This is a genomic window from Micromonospora sp. M42 (assembly GCF_000568915.1).
In the GTDB taxonomy this organism is placed as follows: domain Bacteria; phylum Actinomycetota; class Actinomycetes; order Mycobacteriales; family Micromonosporaceae; genus Micromonospora; species Micromonospora chalcea.
In genome coordinates this window covers 2,252,802-2,272,731 of the sequence record NZ_KK037233.1, presented here as the reverse complement: position 1 = coordinate 2,272,731, position 19,930 = coordinate 2,252,802, and the positions used below count along the sequence as shown (strand labels likewise).

Sequence of the window (19,930 nt, the reverse complement as noted above, 5' to 3'; positions counted from 1 at the left end):
AACCCGGTGGCGGCCGGCGCGACGCCGCCGGCCGTGCGCGGCGTGGGCCGGCCCCGCCGCCAGCAGCGTGGCCGCCACTGCGGCGAGGGCCGCGCCGGTGAGCCGTCCGGCGATCGGGGTACGCCCCGGCGACCGTCGGCGGTACGCGGTGTCGCGGTGCGGTCGGGCACTCGTGTCTCCTCGGCTGTCACACGGGTCGATCGGCCGGGTCGGCAACCGGGGGATACGTGTTGGCGGCGTACCAGTCGCCGCGGCCCCGCGGCAGCAGGTCGAGCACGTTCCACACCGGGGAGAGCAGGTCGATGCCGCGCTCGGTGCCGTCGACGAAGTTGGCCGGCTGGCTGTAGAAGTGCCGGACGCCGTCGCCGTCGCGGACCAGCACGCTGACCATCGGGCGCTGGTCGCCGTTCGGGTGCTCGGCGCGCAGGTCGGCGTTGAAGTCGGTGCCGTGGCTGGAGAGCAGCCGCAGGCCGGCCCAGCCGCGCCGGGCGCCCCAGGCGCGCAGCTTCTCCGCCGGGGCCTTGCCGACCACCACGAACGCGGTGTGCTGCTGGAGGTGGTGGGCGACGCCGTGGAACCCGTCCACCCACATCGAGCACATCGGGCAGGCGGCGTCGGCGTCCGGGTGGAACATCAGGTGGTAGACGAGGAGCGTGCGGTGCGCGCCGAAGAGCGCGGACAGCCGGACGGGGCGCAACGGGCCGGGCGCGGTCAGGTCGGCCGGTCCCTCGGTGAGCGCGACGTCGGCCACCGGCGCGCCGAGCGGCAGCTCCCGCCGGGCGGCGGCGACCTGTTCGATCTGGTCACACAGGCGGCGTTCGGCCTCGGCGAGGCGCAGCCGCGCGGCCACGTATCCGGCGTCGGCGCCGTCCGGCCACATCGGCAGCGCCGGCGCGCTCGCGTCCTCAGTCATCCTCTCGTCCTTCCTCGACCCGCGCTAACGCCAGCCGTTCGCTATAGAATATAGAAGTGATCAACGGGTAGGTGTCGACAAAGGGGGTACGCGCGTGACGGAGACGACCGCGCCACCAGGGCTGCCGCAGCACGGCCGGTTCGCCACCGCCGACCCCGACGCCGACATCCACGAGTGGCTCGCCGACTGGCGCCGCCAGGCCCCGATGCGTGTGGACGTCGTGCCCCTGGCCGGCCTGCGCGGCTGGCGCCAGGACGCCGACACCGGAGTCCTGGCCCACCGCAGCGGCCGGTTCTTCCGGGTGGAAGGGCTCTCCGTCGAGGTGCCGGGCGCGGCCGTGCCCCGCTGGGACCAGCCGGTGCTGCACCAGCCGGAGGTGGGCATCCTCGGGCTGCTCGCCCGCCGCGACGGCGACACGCTGCGGGTGCTGGTGCAGGCCAAGGCGGAGCCCGGCAACCAGGACGGCCACCAGCTCGCGCCCACCGTCCAGGCCACCCGGAGCAACTGGACCGGCGTGCACGGCGGCCGCCCGGTGCCGTTCCTGCACCACTTCCGCGACCCGGACCCGCGCCGGGTGCTCGTGGACGTCCGCCAGTCCGAGCACGGGTCCTGGTTCCTGCGCAAACGCAACCGCAACATGGTGGTGCTCACCGACGAGGACATTGTGCCGCCGCCCGGGTTCCGCTGGCTCAGTCTCGCCCAGCTGCACCGGCTCCTGCGCCACGACGACCTGGTCAACATGGACATCCGTACCGTGCTCTCGTGCCTGCCGGCGGAGCTGACGGCCCGGGCGGCCGGGCCGGCCGGGGACGCCTTCACGGCCGCGCTGCGCCGCTCCTGCCGGCCCGGGCCGGGCAGCCGGCACCACACCGGCGAGCTGCTGCACTGGATCACCGACGTCCGCAGCCGGACCGAGGTGGACGCCGACCGGACGGCGCTGCGCGGACAGGCGGCGTGGCATCTCGGCGAGGTCTCCCTGCGACACGACAGTGGGCTGTTCTTCGAGGTCATCGGCGTGGACGTGGACGCCGAGGGGCGCGAGGTGGCGAGCTGGTCGCAGCCGATGCTGCGGCCCTGCGGCCAGGGGGTGGTGGCGTTCCTGGCCACCCGTCTCGACGGTGTGCTGCACGTGCTGGCGCACGCCCGGGTCGAACCGGGCTTCGTCGACGTGGTGGAACTGGCGCCGACGGTCCAGTGCACGCCCGCCACGCTCGACTACCTGCCCGCCGCCGCGCGTCCGCCCTTCCTGGACCAGGTGCTCGGCGCGCCGCCGGAGCGGGTCCGGTTCCGCGCGCTCCTCTCCGAGGAGGGCGGACGGCTCTACCGGGCCCGTAGCAGCTATCTGGTGGTGGAGACCGACGACGTCGACCTGGAGAGCGACCAGTACCGCTGGGTGACGCTGCACCAGCTCTCGGAACTGCTGCGGCACAGCAACTACGTGAACGTCTCGGCCCGCAGCCTGATCGCCTGCCTGCGCATGTACAGCTAATACTGGGAGAATGAGCTAGTTAGTGGGTGGACGCAATGCCGCCACTCATTAGAGCGCTCTGCAAGACCGGTATAAATCCGACAATCGACATTCTTATACCGACCACGTGTCTGATCGCCTGCCTGCGCGGGCTGCTGGACGCCGGCTGAGCGGGCGGACCGGGTCACGCCCGGTCCGCCCGCCGCGACGGCGGTCAGTCGCCGAAGCCGGTCGGGTGGGCGTCGCCGACCGCGTTGAGCAGCACACCCTGCTCCAGCAGCGCCTTGCAGGCGCAGAGCACCATGGTGAACCCGCCCATCGAGTCGATCGCCTTCGCCACGGCCTGGTCGGCGCTGCCGGCGAAGCCGGTCTCGGTGACCCGGACCAGCGTCGTGTCACCCTCGCCCGGCAGGAACCGCCATTCGAGCTGGGTGGGGGACTCCGGGTCCCACTCGGCCAGGATGCGGCTGTTCTTCTCGACGTCCTTGACCGTGACGACGGTGGAGACGCCGTACATCTCCCAGTCCCAGGTGACGGTGGCGCCGGGTTCGAGCCGGCCGCTGCTCTTGGTGAACCAGAACTTCGTCGTCACCGCCGGATCCGCGAACGCCTCGAAGACCTCGGCGGCGGGCCTGCGGATGAGCATCTGCGCGGTGACGGCAGGCGGTTGAGTCAAACGGTCGCTGTCCACGGGGTAGCCGTGTTCCCTTCTCGTGTCATCGGCACTGCGTACAAACGGTGGCGGGGTCAGGCCCGCCGGCGGTACAGGAACATGGAGAGCGGGGCGAAGACGGCCACCAGCGCCGCGCAGCCGACCAGCGCCGCGCCTACCTCACCGGCGGTCGCCGTGCCGTGGGCCAGGCCGCGCGCGGCGGTGACCGTCAACGCGAACGGGTTCAGGCCGACCACGGCCTGCAGCCAGCCGGGAAGCGTCTCCTGCGGCACGAAGAAGTTGCTGACGAACGACACCGGGAAGACGATCGCCTGGCAGGCGCTCAGCGCGGCGGTCGGTGACTTCAGGGCGAGCCCGAAGACCACGTACACCCAGGAGAAGGAGAAGACGAAGACCAGGGTGATCAGGATCGTGGCGAGGACGCCGAGCACGCCACCGTCGGGCCGGAAGCCGACCGCGAGCCCGACCGCCACGGCGACCGCGCAGCCGACGACGTAGAGCACGTTGTTGCCGAGCAGGGTGCCGACGATCGCGGCGGGCCGCCAGATGGCCAGCGCGCGGAAGCGGTCGGTCACCTCCCGGGAGTTGTCCAGGTTGACCACCGCGCCGATCCGCATGCTGATCATGATCCCGGTGAACACCACGATGCCCGGGATGTAGAACTGCATGTAGCTCGACGTCGAACCGGCCAGCGCGCCGCCGAACAGGAAGCCGAAGACGAGCGTGAACATGACCGGCACGCCGAGCGCCTCGAGGATCTGCGTCGGGTCGCGGCGTACCTTCTGCACCGCCCGCCACGCGAAGGTCAGCGTGGACGACAGCGCGCCGGGACGTGCCGGCCGCGCCGCGGACGGCGCCGAGGCGCCACGGCCGGTGCCGGTCTCCACCATGCTGCTCACGCCGCCTCCTCGGTCTCGGTCCGCGAGCCGTCCGCCCGATGCCCGGTGAGGGCGAGGAACACCTGGTCCAGGGTGGCGTGGCCGAAGGCGTACTCGGCCAGGCCGACGCCGGCCCCGGTGAGGGCGGCCAGCGCCCGGGTGGCCTCCTCCTCGGCCGCGACCTGCGCGGTCAGCTCCATCCGGTCGGCGCCGGCGTGCACCGCCGTGCCCAGCGCCTCCGCCAGCATCCGCTCTGCCGTCTCCCGCTGCCCGGCGTCGCGCAACCGCACCCGCAGCACGCTCGCACCGATCGACCGCTTCAGCTCCACCGGCGTGCCCTCGGCGATGACCCGGCCGTGGTCGACGACCGCGATCCGGTCGGCGAGCTGGTCGGCCTCGTCGAGATACTGCGTGGTGAGCAGGACGGTGGCGCCCTCGCCGACCATGCCCCGGACGAGTTCCCACACCTGGTTGCGGCTGTGCGGGTCCAGCCCGGTGGTCGGCTCGTCGAGGAACATCAGGTCGGGTGTCACGATCATGCTGCTGGCGATGTCGAGCCGACGGCGCATGCCGCCGGAGTAGGTCCGCACCAGCCGGGCGGCGGCCTCCTCCAGGCCGAACGTGGCGAGCAGCTCCTCGGCGCGGCGGCGGGCCGCGCTCCAGGAGAAGCCGCGTAGCCGGGAGAGCAGGACGAGATTGTCCCGGCCGGACAGTTCCTCGTCGACCGACGAGTATTGCCCGGTCAGCCCGATCCGGTCGCGGATCGCCCCGGCCTCGCGCACCACGTCGTGGCCGAGCACGCGGACCTCGCCGCTGTCGGGCGGGACGAGCGTGGCGAGGGTGCGGACGATCGTCGTCTTCCCGGCGCCGTTGGGGCCGAGCACGCCGAACACGCTTCCGGCCGACACGCGCAGATCGATCCCGTCGAGCGCGCGCACCTCGCCGTAGGATTTGCGCAATCGTGTGATCTCGATGGCGGGAGTGTCGGTCTGCTGTGCGGACAACCCAGCCGTACGCGACATTGTGTTCACAAACATATAGTAGCAGGACGTTTCGCTCCGGTCACGCCTCTTGATCCGCGCGTCGCGCGCGTTCCGCCACCACGTGATCGTCGCATGGACACCCGTCGGTCGATAGCTATAACATTCTCAAGCAGCAACTTGCCGCCGAGAGTGGAGGAGCGGACGTGTCCACACGCGAGCTGACCGAAATCGACGAGGTAGCGGAGATCTACGACGACGGCGCCTGGGCCGTCGAGGTGCTCGGCGGAAACATCCACTTCGGATGGTGGGAGGACGACGACGACCGCACGCCCTTCCTGGAGGCCATCAACCGGTTCACCGACATCGTCGGCGACCGCCTCGGCCTGCGCCCCGGCGATCGGCTGCTGGACGTCGGCTGCGGCGCCGGCGAGCCGGCCATCCGGCTCGGCCAGCGCAGCGACGCCGACATCACCGGCATCACCAACAGCGCCGAGCACCTCAAGCGGGCCCGGGAACGGGTCAACGAGTCCGGGCTGCGCGGCCAGGTCCGCTTCGAGCTCGGCGACGCCGCCGCACTGAGCTACCCGGACGCCTCCTTCGACAAGGTGCTCGCCTTCGAGTCGCTGGTGCACGCGCAGGACCGCCGGCAGTGGCTCGCCGAGATCCGCCGCGTACTCAAGCCCGGCGGCCGGCTCGTGCTCACCGACCTCGCCGAGGACGCCCCGCTCACCGAGCGGGACCGGCAGATCCTCACCGACTTCACCCTCGCCCCGCCCGGCCCGCCGATGGCCGCGTTCGACCTGGTCCGCGACGCCGGCTTCGTGGTGGACGAGTTCCTCAGCTGCGGCGACAAGATCAGCCGTTCGTTCCCCGCGTACCACGAGCGGGTGCAGCAGCGGCGCGACACGCTCGCCGCCGCGCACGGCGCCGAGAAGATCGACGCCTTCCTCGCCGAGATGCCGGCCGTGCTCGACGTCCTGCGCACCAAGGTCGGCTGCGTCGTCATCGCCGCCCACAAGCCGCGCTGACCCGCCCGGCACCGGTGACCGGAAGGAGCAGGCAGATGACCGCCCCCGCCGTCACCGGCTGCCGGATCTGCGGCGGCCCGGTGACCGAGATGCTCGACCTCGGCCGCCAGCCCCTCTCCGACGCGTTCCCCCGCCCGGCCGACCTCGACGGCGAGTTCTTCTACCGCCTCGCGGTGGGCCGGTGCGCCGACTGCACGATGGTCCAGCTCGTCGAGGAGGTGCCGCGCGAGCGGATGTTCCACCACGACTACCCGTACCGCTCGTCGCTGTCGTCGGTGATGCGCGCGCACTTCACCGGCACCGGCCGGGAACTGCTCGCCACCGAGCTGACCCGGCCCGGCGCGTTCTGCGTCGAGCTGGGCTGCAACGACGGGGTGATGCTGCGGACCGTGGCCGCGGCCGGCGTACGCCACCTCGGCTTCGAGCCGTCCGCCGGGGTGGCCGAGCTGGCCCGTGGGCAGGGCGTACGGGTGCGTACCGACTTCTTCGAGGAGGAGACCGCCGCCGACGTGCTCGCCACCGACGGGCCGGCCGACGTCATCTACGCCGCCAACACGATCTGCCACCTGCCCTACCTGGACTCGGTGCTGCGCGGCGCGCGGCTGCTGCTCGCCCCCGGCGGCGTCCTCGTCTTCGAGGACCCGTACCTCGGCGACATCCTCGCCCGGACCGCCTTCGACCAGATCTACGACGAGCACTTCTACTACTTCACCGCCCACTCGGTACGGGCCGCCGCGGCCCGCTTCGGGCTGGAGCTCGTGGACGTGCGGCGGCTCCCGGTGCACGGCGGCGAGGTGCGCTACACGCTCGCCCGCGCCGGGGCGCGTACCCCGTCCCCGGCCGTCGCCGACCTGCTGCGCCAGGAACGGGAGCAGGGAGTGACCGGGGAGGCGGCGCTGCGCCGGTTCGCCGCCGCCGTCGCGCGTACCCGATCCGAGCTGGTCGCGCTGCTGCGCTCGCTGAGGGAGGAGGGCCGCACCGTCGCGGCCTACGGGGCCACCGCGAAGAGCGCCACCGTCACCAACTACTGCGGGCTCGGGCCGGAGCTGATCTCGTACGTCTGCGACACCACCCCGGCCAAGCAGGGCCGGCTGACCCCGGGCGCGCACATCCCGGTCCGCCCGCCCGAGGTATTCGCCGACCCCTACCCGGACTACGCGGTGCTCTTCGCCTGGAACCACGCCGAGGAGATCATGGCGAAGGAGACCGGCTTCCGGGCCGCCGGCGGCCGGTGGATCCACTACGTGCCCACCGTGCGCGTACGGTGACGGCATCGGTGGCGCGCGGCTTCTACCGCGCCGGATACCCGGAGATCTACGACCTGGTGATGCGGCACCGGGGCCGCGACCACATCGCCGAGGCCGCCACGCTCGCCCGGACGGTCCGGCGCCGGAACCCGGCCGCCGCCTCGCTGCTCGACGTGGCCTGCGGCACCGGGCTGCACCTCGAGCACCTGCGGACCCACTTCGCCCCGGTGACCGGCGTGGACCTGTCCGCGGAGATGCTGGCCCGAGCCGGCGCCCGGGTGCCGGACGTGGCCCTGCACGAGGGCGACATGCGCGACCTGGACCTGGCCGACACCTTCGACGTGGTGGTCTGCCTCTTCGCGGTGCCGCACCTGCGCGGCGCCGCCGAACTGGACCGGACCGTCGCGCGGCTGGCCGCCCACCTGACGCCGGGCGGCGTGCTGGCGGTCGAGCCCTGGTACACGCCGGAGACGTTCGTCCCCGGCTACGTGGCCCGCGACATGGTGCAGGAGCAGGACCGGGTGGTGGTCCGGCTGTCCCACTCGACGTGGCTCGACGACGCGCGCGACCGGATCCGGATGACAGTGCACCAGGCGTACGCCGACCCGGAGACCGGCATCCGGCACGACACCGCGACGACCGATCTGACGCTGTTCCGGCCGCAGCACTTCGCCGCCGCGTTCGCCCGGGCCGGGCTCGCCGCCGCGCACGTCACGGCGCCGCCGTTCCGGTGGGGCCTGTGGATCGCCCGGCCCGCAGGTGCGCGGTGACCGGCGACCGGCCACGCGCGGTCGTGCTCGGCGGCACCGGGTTCGTCGGCGCCCATGTCGCGGACGCCTTCGTCGACGCCGGCCACGACGTGCTCACGGTGGCCCGCCGCGCCCCGGCCGGCCACCGGCACCGGTTCACCGCGCTCGACCTCGGCGACACCGGTCCGGGGACGCTGGCGCGGCTGCTGGACGCCGAGGACCCGGTCGCCGTGGTCGACTCCACCGGCAGCAGCTGGGGACTGGACCCCGGCCGGATGGCGGAGCGCTGCACCCGGCTCAGCGCACTGCTGCTCGACGCGCTGCCCGCGCCGCCTGCCGCCCCCGGCTGGTCCATCTCGGCTCGGTGCTGGAGTACGGGCAGCCGGTCGCGCCGGCCGATCCGCGCCGTACGCCCGCGCCGGACACCGCGTACGGCCGGGCGAAACTGGCCGCGACCGGGCCGTACTGGCGTCGGCCGACGCCGGTGAGGTCGACGCGGTGGTGCTGCGGCTGGTGAACGCGCTCGGCGGGGCTGCCCGCGACAGCCTGCTGGGCCGGGTCGCCGCAGAGCTGACGCCGAACGCGCGGGCCGGCGTCGCCGCGCGGGTGACGCTCGCCCGCTGGAGGCCCGGCGTGACTTCGTCGACGTCCGGGACGCCGCCGAGGCCGTGCTGGCCGCCGCCGGGCGCCCGGTGACCGGCCGCGTCCTCGACATCGGACGCGGCGAGGCGGTGCCGGTGCGGACGCTGGTCCGGCTCCTGGTGCAGGTCAGCGGGAGAGCAGGCGACAGTGGTGGAGCGTGCCGGCCCGGCCGGCTGGCGGGCCGGGACCCGGTGGTCGTGCGTCGACCCGGCGCCCGCCGCGGCGGCCCTCGGCTGGCGGCCGCGCCGCGACCTGCGCCGGGCGGTCACCGACTTCTGGCACGACGAGCTGCGCCGCTACTCCGGCGACGGGGAGCCGGCGGCGGCGGGGCCGCCGCGTCAGCGGGCGCCGTAGCGCCGGCGGGGAATCGACAGGTGGCGCGACCGGCGTCACCGGCTCGGCGGTACGGCGTCGGCCGTGCCGCCGCGACGACAGGGAGGGTAGGAGTCATGCGCGTACTGTTCATGCCGGGTCCGGCCATCGGCCACGCGTTCCCGCTGGTACCGCTCGGGTGGGCGTTCCGCGCCGCCGGGCACGAGGTCGTCTTCGTCACCGCCGGTGACGCGCTGGCGGTGGCCCGGGCCGGGCTGCCGGTCCTGGACGCAGTGCCCGGACGCACCACCTCGGACATGCAGGCGCAGTTCATCCGCGACGTGCCGCGCCTGTTCGAGCCGATCGGCGCCGACCCGATCGCGGAGATGGAGGAACGCAAGCCGTACATCGTGTCGGCCTGGGACCCGTTCGTCGACGCCCACGTCGCGCTCGGCGAGTGGGTCCAGCCGGACCTGGTGGTGTACGACCCGATCTTCGCGGTCGGCCCGGTCGTCGCCGCCCGGCTGAAGGTGCCGGCGGTGGCGCACAGCCTCGGGCTGGCCCGGTTCACCCCCGACCTGCTGCGCGAGCTGCCCGGCGCGGTGGCGATGCGCCGGCACGGGGTGACGCTGCCCGAGGGCATCCGGACCGTCGACATCGCCCCGCCCAGCCTGGTCGAGGGCGGACCGGCCGACATCTCCATGCGCTACGTGCCGTACAACGGCGGCGGGGTGCTGCCCGACTGGCTGCGGGAACCGGTCGCCCGGCCCCGGATCGCCGTCACGTTCGGCACGCTCGGCGGGCCGGACCGGTTCGCCGCCGGCATCGCGCGGGTGCTCGCCGCCGCGCCCGGGCTGGACGCCGAGTTCGTGCTGGCGATCGGGGAGTCGGCCGCTCCGCCCGACCTGCCGCCGAACGTGCGGACCACCGGCTGGGTGCCGCTGAACCAGTTGCTGCGCGGCTGCGCCGCCGCGATCCACCACGGCGGCGACGGCACGACGCTGACCTGCGCCGCGCTCGGCGTCCGCCAGCTGGTGCTGCCCGGCTCGCCGGACGAGCTGGTCACCGGCGAGCTGCTGCGCGGCCGGGGGCTGGCGCACGTGCTGGGCTCGGTGGACGAGCTGGACGCCGCCGCGATCGGCCGGCTGCTCACCGACGCGGAGCTGGGCCGGGTGACCGGCGAGGTGCGGGCCGAGATCGCGGCGCTGCCGTCCCCGGCCGAGGTGGTGCCCCGGCTGACCGCGGCGGTGTGAGCCCGGCGGCGGGCGGCTCGTCGCCGCCCGCCGCCGGTTGCGGTCAGCGCAGTTGCGCGTCGGCCACCGCGAAGAGCAGCCCGTGCGGGTTCGCCTTGCCGGTGTCGCCGTGCGGCCAGCTCGTCCGGTCGAAGCTCACGCAGCGCCGGCCGGTGTGCTCGTCGCGGAACGCGCGGTCCTCGGTGAGCCGGCCCGCCGGGTCGACCAGCGCCATGCAGATCCGGGCGTCACCGTCGAGTCCGGTGGGCGCCACGAAGTAGTTCGAGGTGACCACCCGGGAGACCTGGTCGGTCTGGCGGAAGTGCTTCCCGCCCGCCACCGGCCGGAACGTGTCCATCGCGCCCCAGTGCGGGCCACCGAGTGTGGTGTCCACGATCGGCAGGGCGCTGACCAGCGCGGGACAGTCCGGCTCGGCGCCGCCGCGTACGGTCTCCGCGATCGTGTCGATCCGACACGAGGTCCGGCTGCCGGCGGCCAGGAGCCGGCGGATGTCCAGCACGTACACCATGCCGGACTCGGCGTTGACGGCCGGTGAGTTGTTGCCGCCGAACATCACCGTGTGGAACAGGAAACGGTCGTCCGGGCTCACCATCAGCCAGCTGCCGCCGTCGGCCGCGCTGGTCGGGGTGTCGCGCGGGTAGATACGGCGGAAGGCGGTCGCGTCGTCGAACACCTGCCGCCAGGTCAGCTCCCGCTTGGTGATGTCCGGCGTGTAGTAGACCGCGCCCATCCCGGTGGCCACGAACGCTCCCTTGTGCCGGGGCTGGTGCGTCACCGCGGGCTTCCATGGCCAGCAGACCCTCGCGGCTGTACTCGTCGTCGACCCGGGGCCCGTCGGGCAGGTAGGACAGGGAGAGCAGGCGGGGCCGGTTCCGGTTGCTGATGTCGTACGTGCGGACCGTGCGGCGCTGCAGGTTGGGGTCGGTCACCAGGCCGGCGACGACGTGCCGCACCTCGACGAAGTCGCTGGTGACCAGCCGGTTCAGGTCCTCGCGCAGCGCGATGCCGTGCGGGTTGGCGCAGGTCGGCACCGGCAGCGCCGGCTGGTTGGGGCAGGAGACCGGGTCCTCGGCGGTCTTCTTCGCCGCCGGCATCTCGGCCAGCACCCGGCCGTCGGGGCCGAGCCGGACCACCTCGCCGGGGGAGCCGGCGAAGCCGTTGCCCACGCGGGTCTGCCCGTCGGAGTAGGTGCAGGGCCCGGCGACGTCGGGCCCGCCCATGTACGACCCGTACGCGGTGCCGTCGCGCAGGACGGTGAACGCGTCCGGCACCGAGCCGCACGGGGTGTCGTGCGGCAGCGTCACGCCGCTGAGCGAGACCCGGGGCAGCCGGCTGACGTCGAAGACGTAGACGGTGTCGCTGAGCAGGCCGCCCGCGTACACCTTGTCGCCCTTTCGCCAGGTGTACTGCATGTGGTGCGGCTCGTTGCCGAAGACCGAGTCGACGGTGACGGTGTTCGCCACCCGGCCGTAGTCGGGGGAGCCGGGGGTGGCGTCCACGACGGCGAGGAAGTCGGGGTCGGGCTTGCCGTCGGGGCCGGGCGCGGCGTCACCGGTCCAGACCAGCAGCCACTGGCGGGCGGGCGCGCCCGGACGTTCGGCGGCCTGAGCCGTGCGGGTGAGGTGGTTGGTGATCCGGTACGGCTGGCCGTCGCTGCCGGTCACCGTCGAGGTGACCCGTCGCACGGACGCCCCGGCCGCGGCCGGGGGTGGCACCAGGCCGCTGCTGACGGCGACGAGCGCGATCACTCCGATGTGGGCGGCACGCCGGAGCGGACCGCGCAGTTGTGGACGGGGCATGGACGTCCTCCTGGTCACGTGCGGGATTGAGGCCGGAACATGCCAGGCGTCGCGGTCGAGGGGGACGGAGAAGTGCCGGGGAGCGGCGCCCGCGGCAGCGAGCCTACTATCCGAATTGCAACTGTCAATTGACGGGAAGTCGACTGCAGGGAGATCCACTGCGCGCAATTTCCATCGATTGCCGGAGGTGCCGAGGTGGTCGACAGTGGCCGATGTCGGGGCAGGTCAGCTCGGTCCTGAGGGCTTGCCGGGAAAGGCTGTTCGCGCGCCCCGCAGGGTTGGTGCCAAGTCCGCGGCGACGGCGTCGCGGCCCGGGTGATTCCGTCCGTTCGGGCCAGTGGCCGGGAGCCGCCGGTACCGACGTCGGTTGACGAACGTGTAGCTAGCCGATGGGGCGGCGACTAGGATGCGGGGTGGTGATGCCGGGGTGAGGCGCCGCGGCGACGACGCTCCCGGGGAGGTCCGCCGCCATGACCGTCGGAGTCTGGAACTACCTGGCCGAGTACGAGAGCGAGCGGGAGGACGTCCTCGGCGCGGTGGACCAGGTCTTCTCCTCCGGCCGGCTGGTGCTCGGTGAGAGCGTGCGCGGCTTCGAGCGGGAGTTCGCCGCCTACCACGGCGTGCCGCACTGCGTCGGGGTGGCCAACGGCACCGACGCCATCTCGCTGGCCCTCTGGGCGCTGGGCGTACGCCCCGGCGACGAGGTGGTCACCGTCGCCAACACGGCCGCGCCGACCGTGCTCGCCATCGACGCGGTGGGCGCGGTGCCGGTCTTCGTCGACGTGGACGAGGCGACCTGCCTGATGCGCGTCGACCGGGTCGCCGACGTGATCACGCCGCGTACCCGGGTGCTGCTCCCGGTGCACCTCTACGGGCAGTGCGTCGAGATGGCGCCGCTGCGGGCGCTCGCCGCCGCGCACGGCCTCGCGGTGCTGGAGGACTGCGCGCAGGCGCACGGCGCGCGCCACCACGGCCGCGTGGCCGGGTCGCTCGGTGACGCCGCCGCCTTCTCCTTCTATCCGACCAAGGTGCTCGGCGCGTACGGCGACGGCGGCGCGACGATCACCGCCGACCCGGACGTGGAGCGGCGCCTGCGCCGGCTGCGGTACTACGGGATGGAGGACCGCTACTACGTCGAGGAGACGCCCGGCCGCAACAGCCGCCTGGACGAGGTGCAGGCGGAGATCCTGCGCCGCAAGCTGCGGCGGCTGGACCGCTACGTCGCCGCCCGCCGCGCGATCGCCCGCCGCTACGACGAGGGGCTCGCCGGCACCGGCCTGGGCCTGCCGGTCACCGCGCCCGGCAACGAGCACGTCTACTACCTCTACGTGGTGCGGCACCCGCGGCGCGACGAGATCCTGGCGGCGCTGCGCCGCCACGGCATCGAGCTGAACGTCAGCTACCGCTGGCCGGTGCACACGATGCGCGGCTTCGCCCACCTCGGCTACTCCGAGGGGTCACTGCCGGTCACCGAGCGGCTGGCCGGGGAGATCTTCTCGCTGCCGATGTACCCGTCGCTGGACGAGGGTGTCCAGGCCCGGGTGATCGACGCGCTGCGCGCGATCCTGCGGGCCTGGTGACGCTCCGAAGCGGGCACCGCAAGAATTGAGAATCATATAGCAAACTGCGCTCGCGCGGATCTACCATCTCGGCATGGAGCCTTCCACGTTCAGCACCCCGGTCGGCGACTTCGCCGACCTCCGTGACGACTTCCTGCGGCTCACCACCGAGATCGGCTGGTGCACCGTAGCCACTGTGGACGGACGCGACCGGCCGCGCAGCCGGATCATGCACGTCTCCTGGGAGGTCGGCGACGCCGGCCCGACCGGCTGGGTCAGCACCTCCCGCACCCCGGTCAAGACCGCCCACCTGGCCCGCAACCCGTACGTCTCGTGCAGCTACTGGACACCCGCGCACGACGCCGTCTTCGTCGACTGCCGCGCCACCTGGCTGGAGCCGGGCGACACCAAACGCCACGTCTGGGACCTGGTCGCCGCCGAGGCGACCCAGCGCGGCTTCGACCCGTACGCGGTCTGGCCCGACGGCCCCGCCGACGCCGGCTTCGAGGTGCTCCAGTTCGACCCCTGGCGGGTCCAGATCACCCTTCAGGACCTGGCCAACGGCCAGACCATCGGCTCGTCGCGGGTCTGGCACGCCGCCGGGCGGCCCGCGTCCACCGGCGCGCTGCTCTCCCGCTGATCCCGACCGGGCCGCCGCCGCACGACGGACCGGCCCGTCACCGCCGACGCGGCGAGCCGCGCGGCCCGACACCGAGGGAACGCACCATGACCACCACCCTGCGCACACCCGCGTCGGCGCCCGGCCGCCTGCCCGTGCTCGGGCACGGCCTGCAGATGAAACGACGACCCGCCGAGTTCCTGCTCGAACTCCAGTCCGGCGAGCCGGTCGTCACCATCGCGCTCGGCAAGCGCCCGGCGTACGTGGTGAACGACCCGACCCTGATGCGGGAGCTGCTGCGCGACGGCGACACCTTCGTCCGGGGCGGGCCGATGACCGAGCGCTTCCGGTCCATGTTCGGCAACGGCCTGGGCATCTCCGAGGGCGAGTTCCACCGCCGGCAGCGGGCGCTGATCCAGCCCGCCTTCCACCGCAACAAGGTCATCCACTACACCGAGCTGATGAGCCGGACGGTCGCCGGCAAGCTCGACTCCTGGCGCGACGGCCAGCGCCTCGCGGTCGAGAAGGAGATGGACGAGCTGGCCCTCACCAACGTCGTCGAGGTCGTCTTCGCCGGTGACCGAAGCCTGGACCGCGCCCGGTTCATGGCCGCGACCACCACCGTCCTGGGCGGACTGTTCCGCCGGATCACCGACGTGACGGGCGTGCTGACCCGCCTGCCCACCCAGGCCAACCGCGACTACGACACCGCGGCCGAATACCTGCGGGCGACCATCCGCCGGGTCATCGCCGAGTACCGCGCGGCCGGCACCGACCACGGCGACCTGCTGTCGATGATGCTCTTCGCCCGCGACGAGGACGGCCGGCCCGCGATGAGCGACGAGCAGGTCCACGACGAGGTGATGACGTTCTTCATCGCCGGCAGCAACACCATCGCCAACACGCTCTGCTGGGCGCTGCACCACGTCGGCGCGGACCCCGAGGTGCAGCGGCGGCTGCACGCCGAGGTCGACCGGGTGCTCGACGGACGGGCCGCCGGCTACGCCGACGTGCCGGCGCTGGAGTACACCCGCCAGGTGCTCTCCGAGACGCTGCGGCTGCGCACCCAGGGCCTGTTCAACAACCGGGTCACCGCCCGAGACGCCGAGCTGGGCGGCTACCTGATCCCGGCCGGCTCGGACGTGCTCTACAGCTTCCACGCCGTGCACCACAACCCGCGCATCTACCCCGAGCCCGAGCTCTTCGACCCGGACCGGTGGCTGCCGGAACGGGCCCGGACGCTGCCCCGCGGCGCGTTCATGCCGTTCGCCACCGGCGTGCACGGCTGCATCGGCGACCAGTTCGCCTGGACCGAGATGATCGTCTCGCTGGCCAGCATCGCCGCCCGCTGGCGGCTGGAGCCGGTGCCCGGCCACGAGCCGAAGCCCGTGCCGGCCATGACCATGCCCGTCGACGCGCTGCCGATGACCGCGCGCCGCCGTACCCGCTGAACGACCGACGCCCGGCCACCGGCCCACACGGACCGGCGGCCGGGCGTCCGGCCGCTCAGAGCTCCCCGGCGATCACGTTGCCCGGCGCGTCCGGGTCGGCGCTGAGGTAGAACTCGTGCGCCGCCCGGCCGTACTCCTCGCTGGTGAGGTAGCCGTCCCGGTCGGTGTCGAGCCGGTCGAAGATCCGTTGCGTGTCCTCCGAGCGCATGCCGCTCTTGCTCTGCGCCGCGAACATCTCCGCGTGGTTGATGCGCCCGTCCCGGTCCGCGTCGGCCACGTCGAACACGGCCAGGCTGAACGGCACCGCCGCGTTCGTCACGAACTCCGGGAACTCCGGCTTGTCGGCCCACGCCACCCACTCGGCGACCGTCACCCGCTTCTCGCCGTCGGGCCCGTCGCTGCCGCGCATCCCGCGCCACATCCGGGCCGCCGCGCCGTGGAATCCGCCGCCAGCCCGGCGAGTACGGCGCCACGCCGTACGTGTCGCACCAGATCTGGGCCATCGCGGTGATGTCCAGCCCGTCGATGACGCCGTCCCCGTCGGCGTCGTACGAGGCGAAGACCTTCTCCAGCTTGCGGCGTTGCAGTTCGGTGGTCATCTCGGTCCTTTCGTAGCGATGGATGGGGGTCAGGCCGGGGCGACCGCGCGGACGGTGAGCGCGGTCGAGGTCAGGTCGACCAGTCCGTCCGGGCCGGCGCGTCCCTCGGCGGCGGCGGCCACCTCCGCCCAGAGCGCGTCCCGCCCGGCCGGATCGAGCGCCTCGACCCGGCGGCGTACCGGTGGCGGCGCCACCGCCCGGGTGAACCGCGCGTACTCGGCCGGGTCGTGGAACCGGAACGGGACCGGGTACTCCTCGACTGTCACGTCCCGCAGGCCGGCGTCGGTCAGCCCGGCCGCCAGCGCCTCCGGATCGCACAGGCGGTACGGGCCGGGGGCGTCCGGTGGCCCGGACGGCAGGTCCAGCCGGCGCGCGAGCACGCCGTACCCGAGCGACATCAGCGGCACCCGCGGCGGTGGCGCCCACACCGCCGCGGCGAGCACGCCGCCCGGGACGAGCAGCCGGGCGATCCGGCCGAACGCGGCGCCGGGGTCGACGGCGAACATCAGGCCGAGCCGGCTGAGCACCACGTCGAACGCGTGCGGCGGCAGCTCCACCGTCTCCAGGTCGGCGACGAGGAAGTTGACGTTGCGCCGGCCCTCGGCCCGGCGGCGGGCCACGGCGAGCATGGCGGGGGAGAGGTCGACGCCGGTGACCGTGCCGGCCGGGCCGACGATGTCGGCGGCGCTGAGCGCCGGCTCCCCCGGACCGGTCGCGACGTCCAGGACGCGGTGCCCCGGCCGTACGCCACCCAGGGCCAGCAGCCGCGCGGTGAGCGCCGCGCCGCCCCGCTCGAAGGTCTCCCACTCGCGGGTCCAGCCGTCGCTGACGGCGTCCCAGGTCCGCCGCTGTTCGGCCTTCACCGCGGCGGCATCTGTCGATACGGACATCGCTTTCCCTCCTGTGGTCCGTCAGGTCACCCGCCCGGCCGGGCCGGTTCGCGGTCGGCAGGCCGGTCGCCGGCGTCCTCCGGCTCCCGCAGCACCCAGGCCCGCCGTCGCCCGCCCGGCCCCGGACCGGCCGACGAGGGCGTGCCGCCGGCGGGCCGGTCACGCCGTCCGTCCCCGCGCCATCAGCACGAGCAGGACCGCTCCGGTGACCACCGGCCCAGCAGCAGGGCCAGGCCGGCCGCTCCGCCCGTACCCCCGTGGTGGCCGCCCCCGGCGGACCCGTCCGGCGGCGCGGTGGCCGGCATTGAACATGGGCGTCGTGACTCCCGAACTAGGGATCTCAAAGTTTGCGTGTCGCCCATGACCTCACAGCGAAGCCCGGGCACTAACGAGAATACAGTCCATTGAGGGAGACTCGGTGCTGTGGGCGAGCCGAGCCCCGCGGCGACGGTGAACGGGGACCACGCCGGTGGCGGTCTGCCCGGTGGCGAGCTGGGCGTGGTAGCCGACCCGGTAGCGCCCGTCACCCATGACCGTCACCGGCACCTCGACGCCGTTGTCGCGGTAGCGCGGCGCGCCCGTCGCGCCGAACGCGCCGCCCGGGCCGATCAACCAGACATGGGTCCGCTCGGCGTCGAGCGGGCCGTTGAAGGTGAGCGTCACCGCCGCCGGGGCCGTGGTCAGCCGGGCGCCGGCCGGCGGGTCGGTGGTCACCAACCGCGCCGGCCGCAGCTGCGCGGCCAGGGTCAGCCCGGCCAGGCCGAGCGCGAGCAGCGTGAGTAGTCCCGCCGCCAGCCACCTCAGCCCCGGCCCGCGCCTCACCGGACTTCGGCCACCCGGCGGCAACTGCACCGCATCCGGGCCAGTTCGTCGGCGAGCGGCGTGCGGTGCAGGTACATCGCCACCACCATCGGCAGGAACACCACCGCGTTGTAGAACAGGTGCAGCTCCACCCGGGGCGCCACCAGTTGCAGCAGGCTCGTCGGCACCGGCTGCCCGGCCAGGTTGCTGCCGGTCAGCGACTGCACCAGCAGCAGCAGGTGCTCCAGGTGGTGCCACACCTGGATCAGCAGCGCCGCCATCCACCAGGTCCGGGCGCGGCCGACGAAGCCGCCGCGCAGCAGCCAGAAACCGGCGAGCATGACCAGCGCGTACCCGTAGTGCAGCCACTCGCTCTCCACCAGCCACGGGAACGGCATGCCGAGTACGCCCCGGGCCTCCGGCCGGGACCAGCCGAACACCCAGATCTGCGCGGCCTGCACCAGGTGCTCGGCCCAGTGGGCGATGACGACGACGAGGAAGATCTGCAGGGCAGCCCGGTGCCGGCTGCCGTTCAGATCGAGCCCCGAAGCGCCGGCGTCGCGCTTGTCCGACAGGGTCACTGCGCCTCCTTCAGGAGCGGTTGGACGTGCCGGCGGCCGGCGGCCGGGTGGGAGTTCCCGTACCTGTCGAACCGGCCTCGCCGGAAGATCAGGGCGTCGCTGTCGGCGGCCGTGCGCGCGGCCACCAGCCGGCCCACCACGATCACGTGGTCGCCGCCGTCGTGGCAGCGCCACGGCCGGCACTCCAGCCAGGCCAGCGCCCCGTGCAGCAGCGGCGCGCCGGTCCGCTCGCCCGGCGACCAGCCGACAGCGGCGAACTGCGCGCGCCCGGGCCGCCGGCGCCGGTCGGCGAAGTGCCGGGCCAGGCGCTCCTGCCCCCCGGCCAGGACGGAGATGCCGAACCCGTCCGCGTCGGACAGGCAGGCGGACATCAGGCTGTCCCGGCTCACGCAGAGCAGCACCAGCGGCGGGTCCAGCGAGACCGAGGTGAACGAGTTCGCCGTCATCCCGTGCGGCAGCGGACCACCGACCGTCAGCACCGTGACGCCGGTGACGAACTCGCCGAGCACCGTACGCAGCGCGGCGGCGGCCGGCGGCGCGTCCACGGCGCGCTCAGGCACGGCCGGCCACCCCCTCGGCCGCCCGGTACGGCGCCAGCGCCCGCACCAGCGGCGTCGGCACGCGGGTCGGCACCACCTGCCCGGCGACCTCCCGCATGCAGGCGATCCGCTGGTGCCCCCGGGCCACCGGGACCAGCCGCCCGGGCCGTCGCGCAGGTAGTCGAAGGCCAGGCCGAGCTGCGTCTGGGTCAGCTCGGTCAGGCTCATCCGGATGCGCAGCTCGTCGAACGCGTCGAGCTCGGCGAGGTACTCGCAGTCCACCCGCAGCGTGAACAGCTTCAACCCGGCGCGCAGGTCGTCGACCACCGCCGGGGCGTGCTCGCGCAGGAACATCTCCCGGCAGCGGCCCTGCCAGCGCAGGTAGTTGACGTAGTACACGTTGCCGACGAGGTTCGTCTCCTCGAACCCGACCACGTGGCGGTACTCGTACCAGGCGGACATGTCACACCCCCGTCGCGGTGAGGACGGCGACGACCACCGGCTGTGGCTCGCCGGTCAGACGGACCGGGCCGGTGGCCACCGTGACCCGGCCGCTGCGCACCAGCACCCACTCGCCGTCGCCGCCGGCCACTGTGAGCGGGGCGTCCACCGGCAGCCCCGCCTTGACCAGGCACTCCTTGGCGCACCAGACCCGGGTGGCGGCGACGTCGGCGTCCTCGCCGAGGTCGGCGGCGATCTGCCCGGCCAGCCCGGCGTGCCGGCCGAGCAGGTCGGCCCACACCTCGGCGGGCCGGGGCCGGACCACCTCCAGGTCGCAGGCGAGCGGCCCGGCGCCGGCCACCAGCAGGCTGGCGACCTCGCTGTGGGCGGCGGAGACGTGCCGGCCGTTGACCTCCTCGGGCCGCCCGTCCGGCCGGTACCGCAGCCGTACCGGCCGTCCCACGGCCCGTCCGACGGCGACGGCGGTGACCTCCCGGCGTGCTCC

Annotated in this window: 23 protein-coding genes and 1 pseudogene; 12 read left to right on the top strand and 12 right to left on the bottom strand. The window is 73.7% G+C overall.

The window, feature by feature from the left end:
• Positions 1-187: 187 nt before the first annotated feature.
• Entirely contained in the window at positions 188-913 is a 726-nt protein-coding gene (locus tag MCBG_RS10240; protein WP_051611111.1) for a DUF899 family protein, read from the bottom strand.
• Between the two features lie 94 nt (positions 914-1,007).
• Between MCBG_RS10240 and MCBG_RS10235 the strand changes: the two genes are divergently transcribed.
• The gene (locus MCBG_RS10235) at positions 1,008-2,402 is read left to right on the top strand and encodes an NDP-hexose 2,3-dehydratase family protein (protein ID WP_043325286.1); all 1,395 of its coding nucleotides are present in this window, start codon (positions 1,008-1,010) and stop codon (positions 2,400-2,402) included.
• A 193-nt stretch (positions 2,403-2,595) separates the two neighbouring features.
• Here MCBG_RS10235 and MCBG_RS10230 read toward each other — a convergent pair whose 3' ends face one another.
• The 3 genes from MCBG_RS10230 to MCBG_RS10220 all read right to left on the bottom strand — a co-directional run bounded on the left by MCBG_RS10230 (position 2,596) and on the right by MCBG_RS10220 (position 4,954).
• Positions 2,596-3,027 carry an SRPBCC family protein gene (locus MCBG_RS10230; protein WP_176722772.1) on the bottom strand — a complete coding sequence of 144 codons (432 nt, stop codon included), beginning with the start codon at positions 3,025-3,027 and terminating at the stop codon, positions 2,596-2,598.
• A gap of 101 nt (positions 3,028-3,128) precedes the next feature.
• Positions 3,129-3,944: an ABC transporter permease gene (locus tag MCBG_RS10225; protein ID WP_205798118.1), complete on the bottom strand. Its 816-nt coding sequence runs from the start codon at positions 3,942-3,944 to the stop codon at positions 3,129-3,131.
• A gap of 5 nt (positions 3,945-3,949) precedes the next feature.
• Positions 3,950-4,954 (bottom strand): ATP-binding cassette domain-containing protein, encoded by a 1,005-nt coding sequence (locus MCBG_RS10220; protein ID WP_051611109.1) that lies wholly within the window; start codon positions 4,952-4,954, stop codon positions 3,950-3,952.
• A gap of 164 nt (positions 4,955-5,118) precedes the next feature.
• On the opposite strand from MCBG_RS10220, the gene MCBG_RS10215 reads away from it, so the two are divergent.
• The 7 genes from MCBG_RS10215 (at position 5,119) to MCBG_RS10195 (ending at position 10,146) form a co-directional block, all read left to right on the top strand.
• The gene (locus tag MCBG_RS10215; protein WP_043325280.1) at positions 5,119-5,943 is read left to right on the top strand and encodes an SAM-dependent methyltransferase; all 825 of its coding nucleotides are present in this window, start codon (positions 5,119-5,121) and stop codon (positions 5,941-5,943) included.
• 35 nt (positions 5,944-5,978) lie between these two features.
• A complete protein-coding gene (locus tag MCBG_RS10210) occupies positions 5,979-7,211 on the top strand; it encodes a class I SAM-dependent methyltransferase (protein WP_043325279.1) in 1,233 nt (410 codons plus the stop codon).
• Positions 7,208-7,960: a class I SAM-dependent methyltransferase gene (locus MCBG_RS10205; protein WP_223201165.1), complete on the top strand. Its 753-nt coding sequence runs from the start codon at positions 7,208-7,210 to the stop codon at positions 7,958-7,960. The genes MCBG_RS10210 and MCBG_RS10205 overlap by 4 nt, the downstream gene beginning before the upstream one ends.
• Positions 7,957-8,427, top strand: coding sequence for an NAD-dependent epimerase/dehydratase family protein (locus MCBG_RS33890; protein WP_223201164.1), 471 nt, complete (start codon positions 7,957-7,959; stop codon positions 8,425-8,427). The genes MCBG_RS10205 and MCBG_RS33890 overlap by 4 nt, the downstream gene beginning before the upstream one ends.
• A gap of 10 nt (positions 8,428-8,437) precedes the next feature.
• Positions 8,438-8,635: a hypothetical protein gene (locus MCBG_RS33885; RefSeq protein ID WP_223201163.1), complete on the top strand. Its 198-nt coding sequence runs from the start codon at positions 8,438-8,440 to the stop codon at positions 8,633-8,635.
• A gap of 93 nt (positions 8,636-8,728) precedes the next feature.
• Positions 8,729-8,935, top strand: coding sequence for a hypothetical protein (locus tag MCBG_RS33880; protein ID WP_223201162.1), 207 nt, complete (start codon positions 8,729-8,731; stop codon positions 8,933-8,935).
• Between the two features lie 95 nt (positions 8,936-9,030).
• Positions 9,031-10,146: a nucleotide disphospho-sugar-binding domain-containing protein gene (locus MCBG_RS10195; protein WP_043325278.1), complete on the top strand. Its 1,116-nt coding sequence runs from the start codon at positions 9,031-9,033 to the stop codon at positions 10,144-10,146.
• A gap of 43 nt (positions 10,147-10,189) precedes the next feature.
• Here the strand turns inward: MCBG_RS10195 and MCBG_RS32975 are convergent, their stop codons facing one another.
• The gene (locus MCBG_RS32975; protein ID WP_051611107.1) at positions 10,190-10,921 is read right to left on the bottom strand and encodes a hypothetical protein; all 732 of its coding nucleotides are present in this window, start codon (positions 10,919-10,921) and stop codon (positions 10,190-10,192) included.
• Between the two features lie 194 nt (positions 10,922-11,115).
• Here MCBG_RS32975 and MCBG_RS32970 point away from each other — a divergent pair, with 194 nt between their 5' ends.
• The 4 genes from MCBG_RS32970 to MCBG_RS10175 all read left to right on the top strand — a co-directional run bounded on the left by MCBG_RS32970 (position 11,116) and on the right by MCBG_RS10175 (position 15,574).
• Positions 11,116-11,334 carry a hypothetical protein gene (locus MCBG_RS32970; RefSeq protein ID WP_198033287.1) on the top strand — a complete coding sequence of 73 codons (219 nt, stop codon included), beginning with the start codon at positions 11,116-11,118 and terminating at the stop codon, positions 11,332-11,334.
• 1,081 nt (positions 11,335-12,415) lie between these two features.
• Entirely contained in the window at positions 12,416-13,525 is a 1,110-nt protein-coding gene (locus MCBG_RS10185; protein WP_043325277.1) for a DegT/DnrJ/EryC1/StrS family aminotransferase, read from the top strand.
• A 73-nt stretch (positions 13,526-13,598) separates the two neighbouring features.
• Positions 13,599-14,144: a pyridoxamine 5'-phosphate oxidase family protein gene (locus MCBG_RS10180; RefSeq protein WP_030503323.1), complete on the top strand. Its 546-nt coding sequence runs from the start codon at positions 13,599-13,601 to the stop codon at positions 14,142-14,144.
• Positions 14,145-14,230: 86 nt separating this feature from the next.
• Positions 14,231-15,574, top strand: a complete 1,344-nt coding sequence (locus MCBG_RS10175) for a cytochrome P450 (protein ID WP_043325274.1) — start codon at positions 14,231-14,233, stop codon at positions 15,572-15,574.
• A 55-nt stretch (positions 15,575-15,629) separates the two neighbouring features.
• Here MCBG_RS10175 and MCBG_RS10170 read toward each other — a convergent pair whose 3' ends face one another.
• From MCBG_RS10170 to MCBG_RS10145, 7 genes and pseudogenes are all read right to left on the bottom strand, one after another.
• Positions 15,630-15,983, bottom strand: a complete 354-nt coding sequence (locus MCBG_RS10170; protein ID WP_223201161.1) for an EF-hand domain-containing protein — start codon at positions 15,981-15,983, stop codon at positions 15,630-15,632.
• A 219-nt stretch (positions 15,984-16,202) separates the two neighbouring features.
• Complete coding sequence (locus MCBG_RS10165) at positions 16,203-17,063, bottom strand: class I SAM-dependent methyltransferase (RefSeq protein WP_043325273.1); 861 nt, start codon at positions 17,061-17,063, stop codon at positions 16,203-16,205.
• A gap of 366 nt (positions 17,064-17,429) precedes the next feature.
• Complete coding sequence (locus tag MCBG_RS10160; protein WP_043325271.1) at positions 17,430-17,885, bottom strand: copper resistance CopC family protein; 456 nt, start codon at positions 17,883-17,885, stop codon at positions 17,430-17,432.
• A complete protein-coding gene (locus MCBG_RS10155; protein WP_051611104.1) occupies positions 17,882-18,445 on the bottom strand; it encodes a hypothetical protein in 564 nt (187 codons plus the stop codon). Before MCBG_RS10155 ends, MCBG_RS10160 begins: the two co-directional genes overlap by 4 nt.
• Positions 18,442-18,990 (bottom strand): flavin reductase family protein, encoded by a 549-nt coding sequence (locus MCBG_RS10150; RefSeq protein ID WP_043330417.1) that lies wholly within the window; start codon positions 18,988-18,990, stop codon positions 18,442-18,444. The genes MCBG_RS10155 and MCBG_RS10150 overlap by 4 nt, the downstream gene beginning before the upstream one ends.
• Positions 18,991-18,997: 7 nt before the next feature.
• Positions 18,998-19,446 (bottom strand): annotated as a pseudogene (locus tag MCBG_RS31620) (acyl-CoA thioesterase).
• Between the two features lies 1 nt (position 19,447).
• Positions 19,448-19,930 (bottom strand): 4'-phosphopantetheinyl transferase family protein (locus MCBG_RS10145; RefSeq protein ID WP_043325269.1); only part of this gene is annotated, 483 nt, incomplete at its 5' end.

Excerpts from the sequence above, each read along its gene's own strand:
- MCBG_RS10210 (WP_043325279.1), top strand. The coding sequence starts at position 5,979 with ATGACCGCCCCCGCCGTCACCGGCTGCCGGATCTGCGGCGGCCCGGTG.
- MCBG_RS10220 (WP_051611109.1), bottom strand. The coding sequence starts at position 4,954 with ATGTCGCGTACGGCTGGGTTGTCCGCACAGCAGACCGACACTCCCGCC.
- MCBG_RS10230 (WP_176722772.1), bottom strand. The coding sequence starts at position 3,027 with ATGCTCATCCGCAGGCCCGCCGCCGAGGTCTTCGAGGCGTTCGCGGAT.
- MCBG_RS10175 (WP_043325274.1), top strand. The coding sequence starts at position 14,231 with ATGACCACCACCCTGCGCACACCCGCGTCGGCGCCCGGCCGCCTGCCC.
- MCBG_RS10185 (WP_043325277.1), top strand. The coding sequence starts at position 12,416 with ATGACCGTCGGAGTCTGGAACTACCTGGCCGAGTACGAGAGCGAGCGG.
- MCBG_RS10165 (WP_043325273.1), bottom strand. The coding sequence starts at position 17,063 with ATGTCCGTATCGACAGATGCCGCCGCGGTGAAGGCCGAACAGCGGCGG.
- MCBG_RS10225 (WP_205798118.1), bottom strand. The coding sequence starts at position 3,944 with ATGGTGGAGACCGGCACCGGCCGTGGCGCCTCGGCGCCGTCCGCGGCG.
- MCBG_RS10195 (WP_043325278.1), top strand. The coding sequence starts at position 9,031 with ATGCGCGTACTGTTCATGCCGGGTCCGGCCATCGGCCACGCGTTCCCG.
- MCBG_RS10180 (WP_030503323.1), top strand. The coding sequence starts at position 13,599 with ATGGAGCCTTCCACGTTCAGCACCCCGGTCGGCGACTTCGCCGACCTC.
- MCBG_RS10240 (WP_051611111.1), bottom strand. The coding sequence starts at position 913 with ATGACTGAGGACGCGAGCGCGCCGGCGCTGCCGATGTGGCCGGACGGC.
- MCBG_RS10170 (WP_223201161.1), bottom strand. The coding sequence starts at position 15,983 with ATGCGCGGCAGCGACGGGCCCGACGGCGAGAAGCGGGTGACGGTCGCC.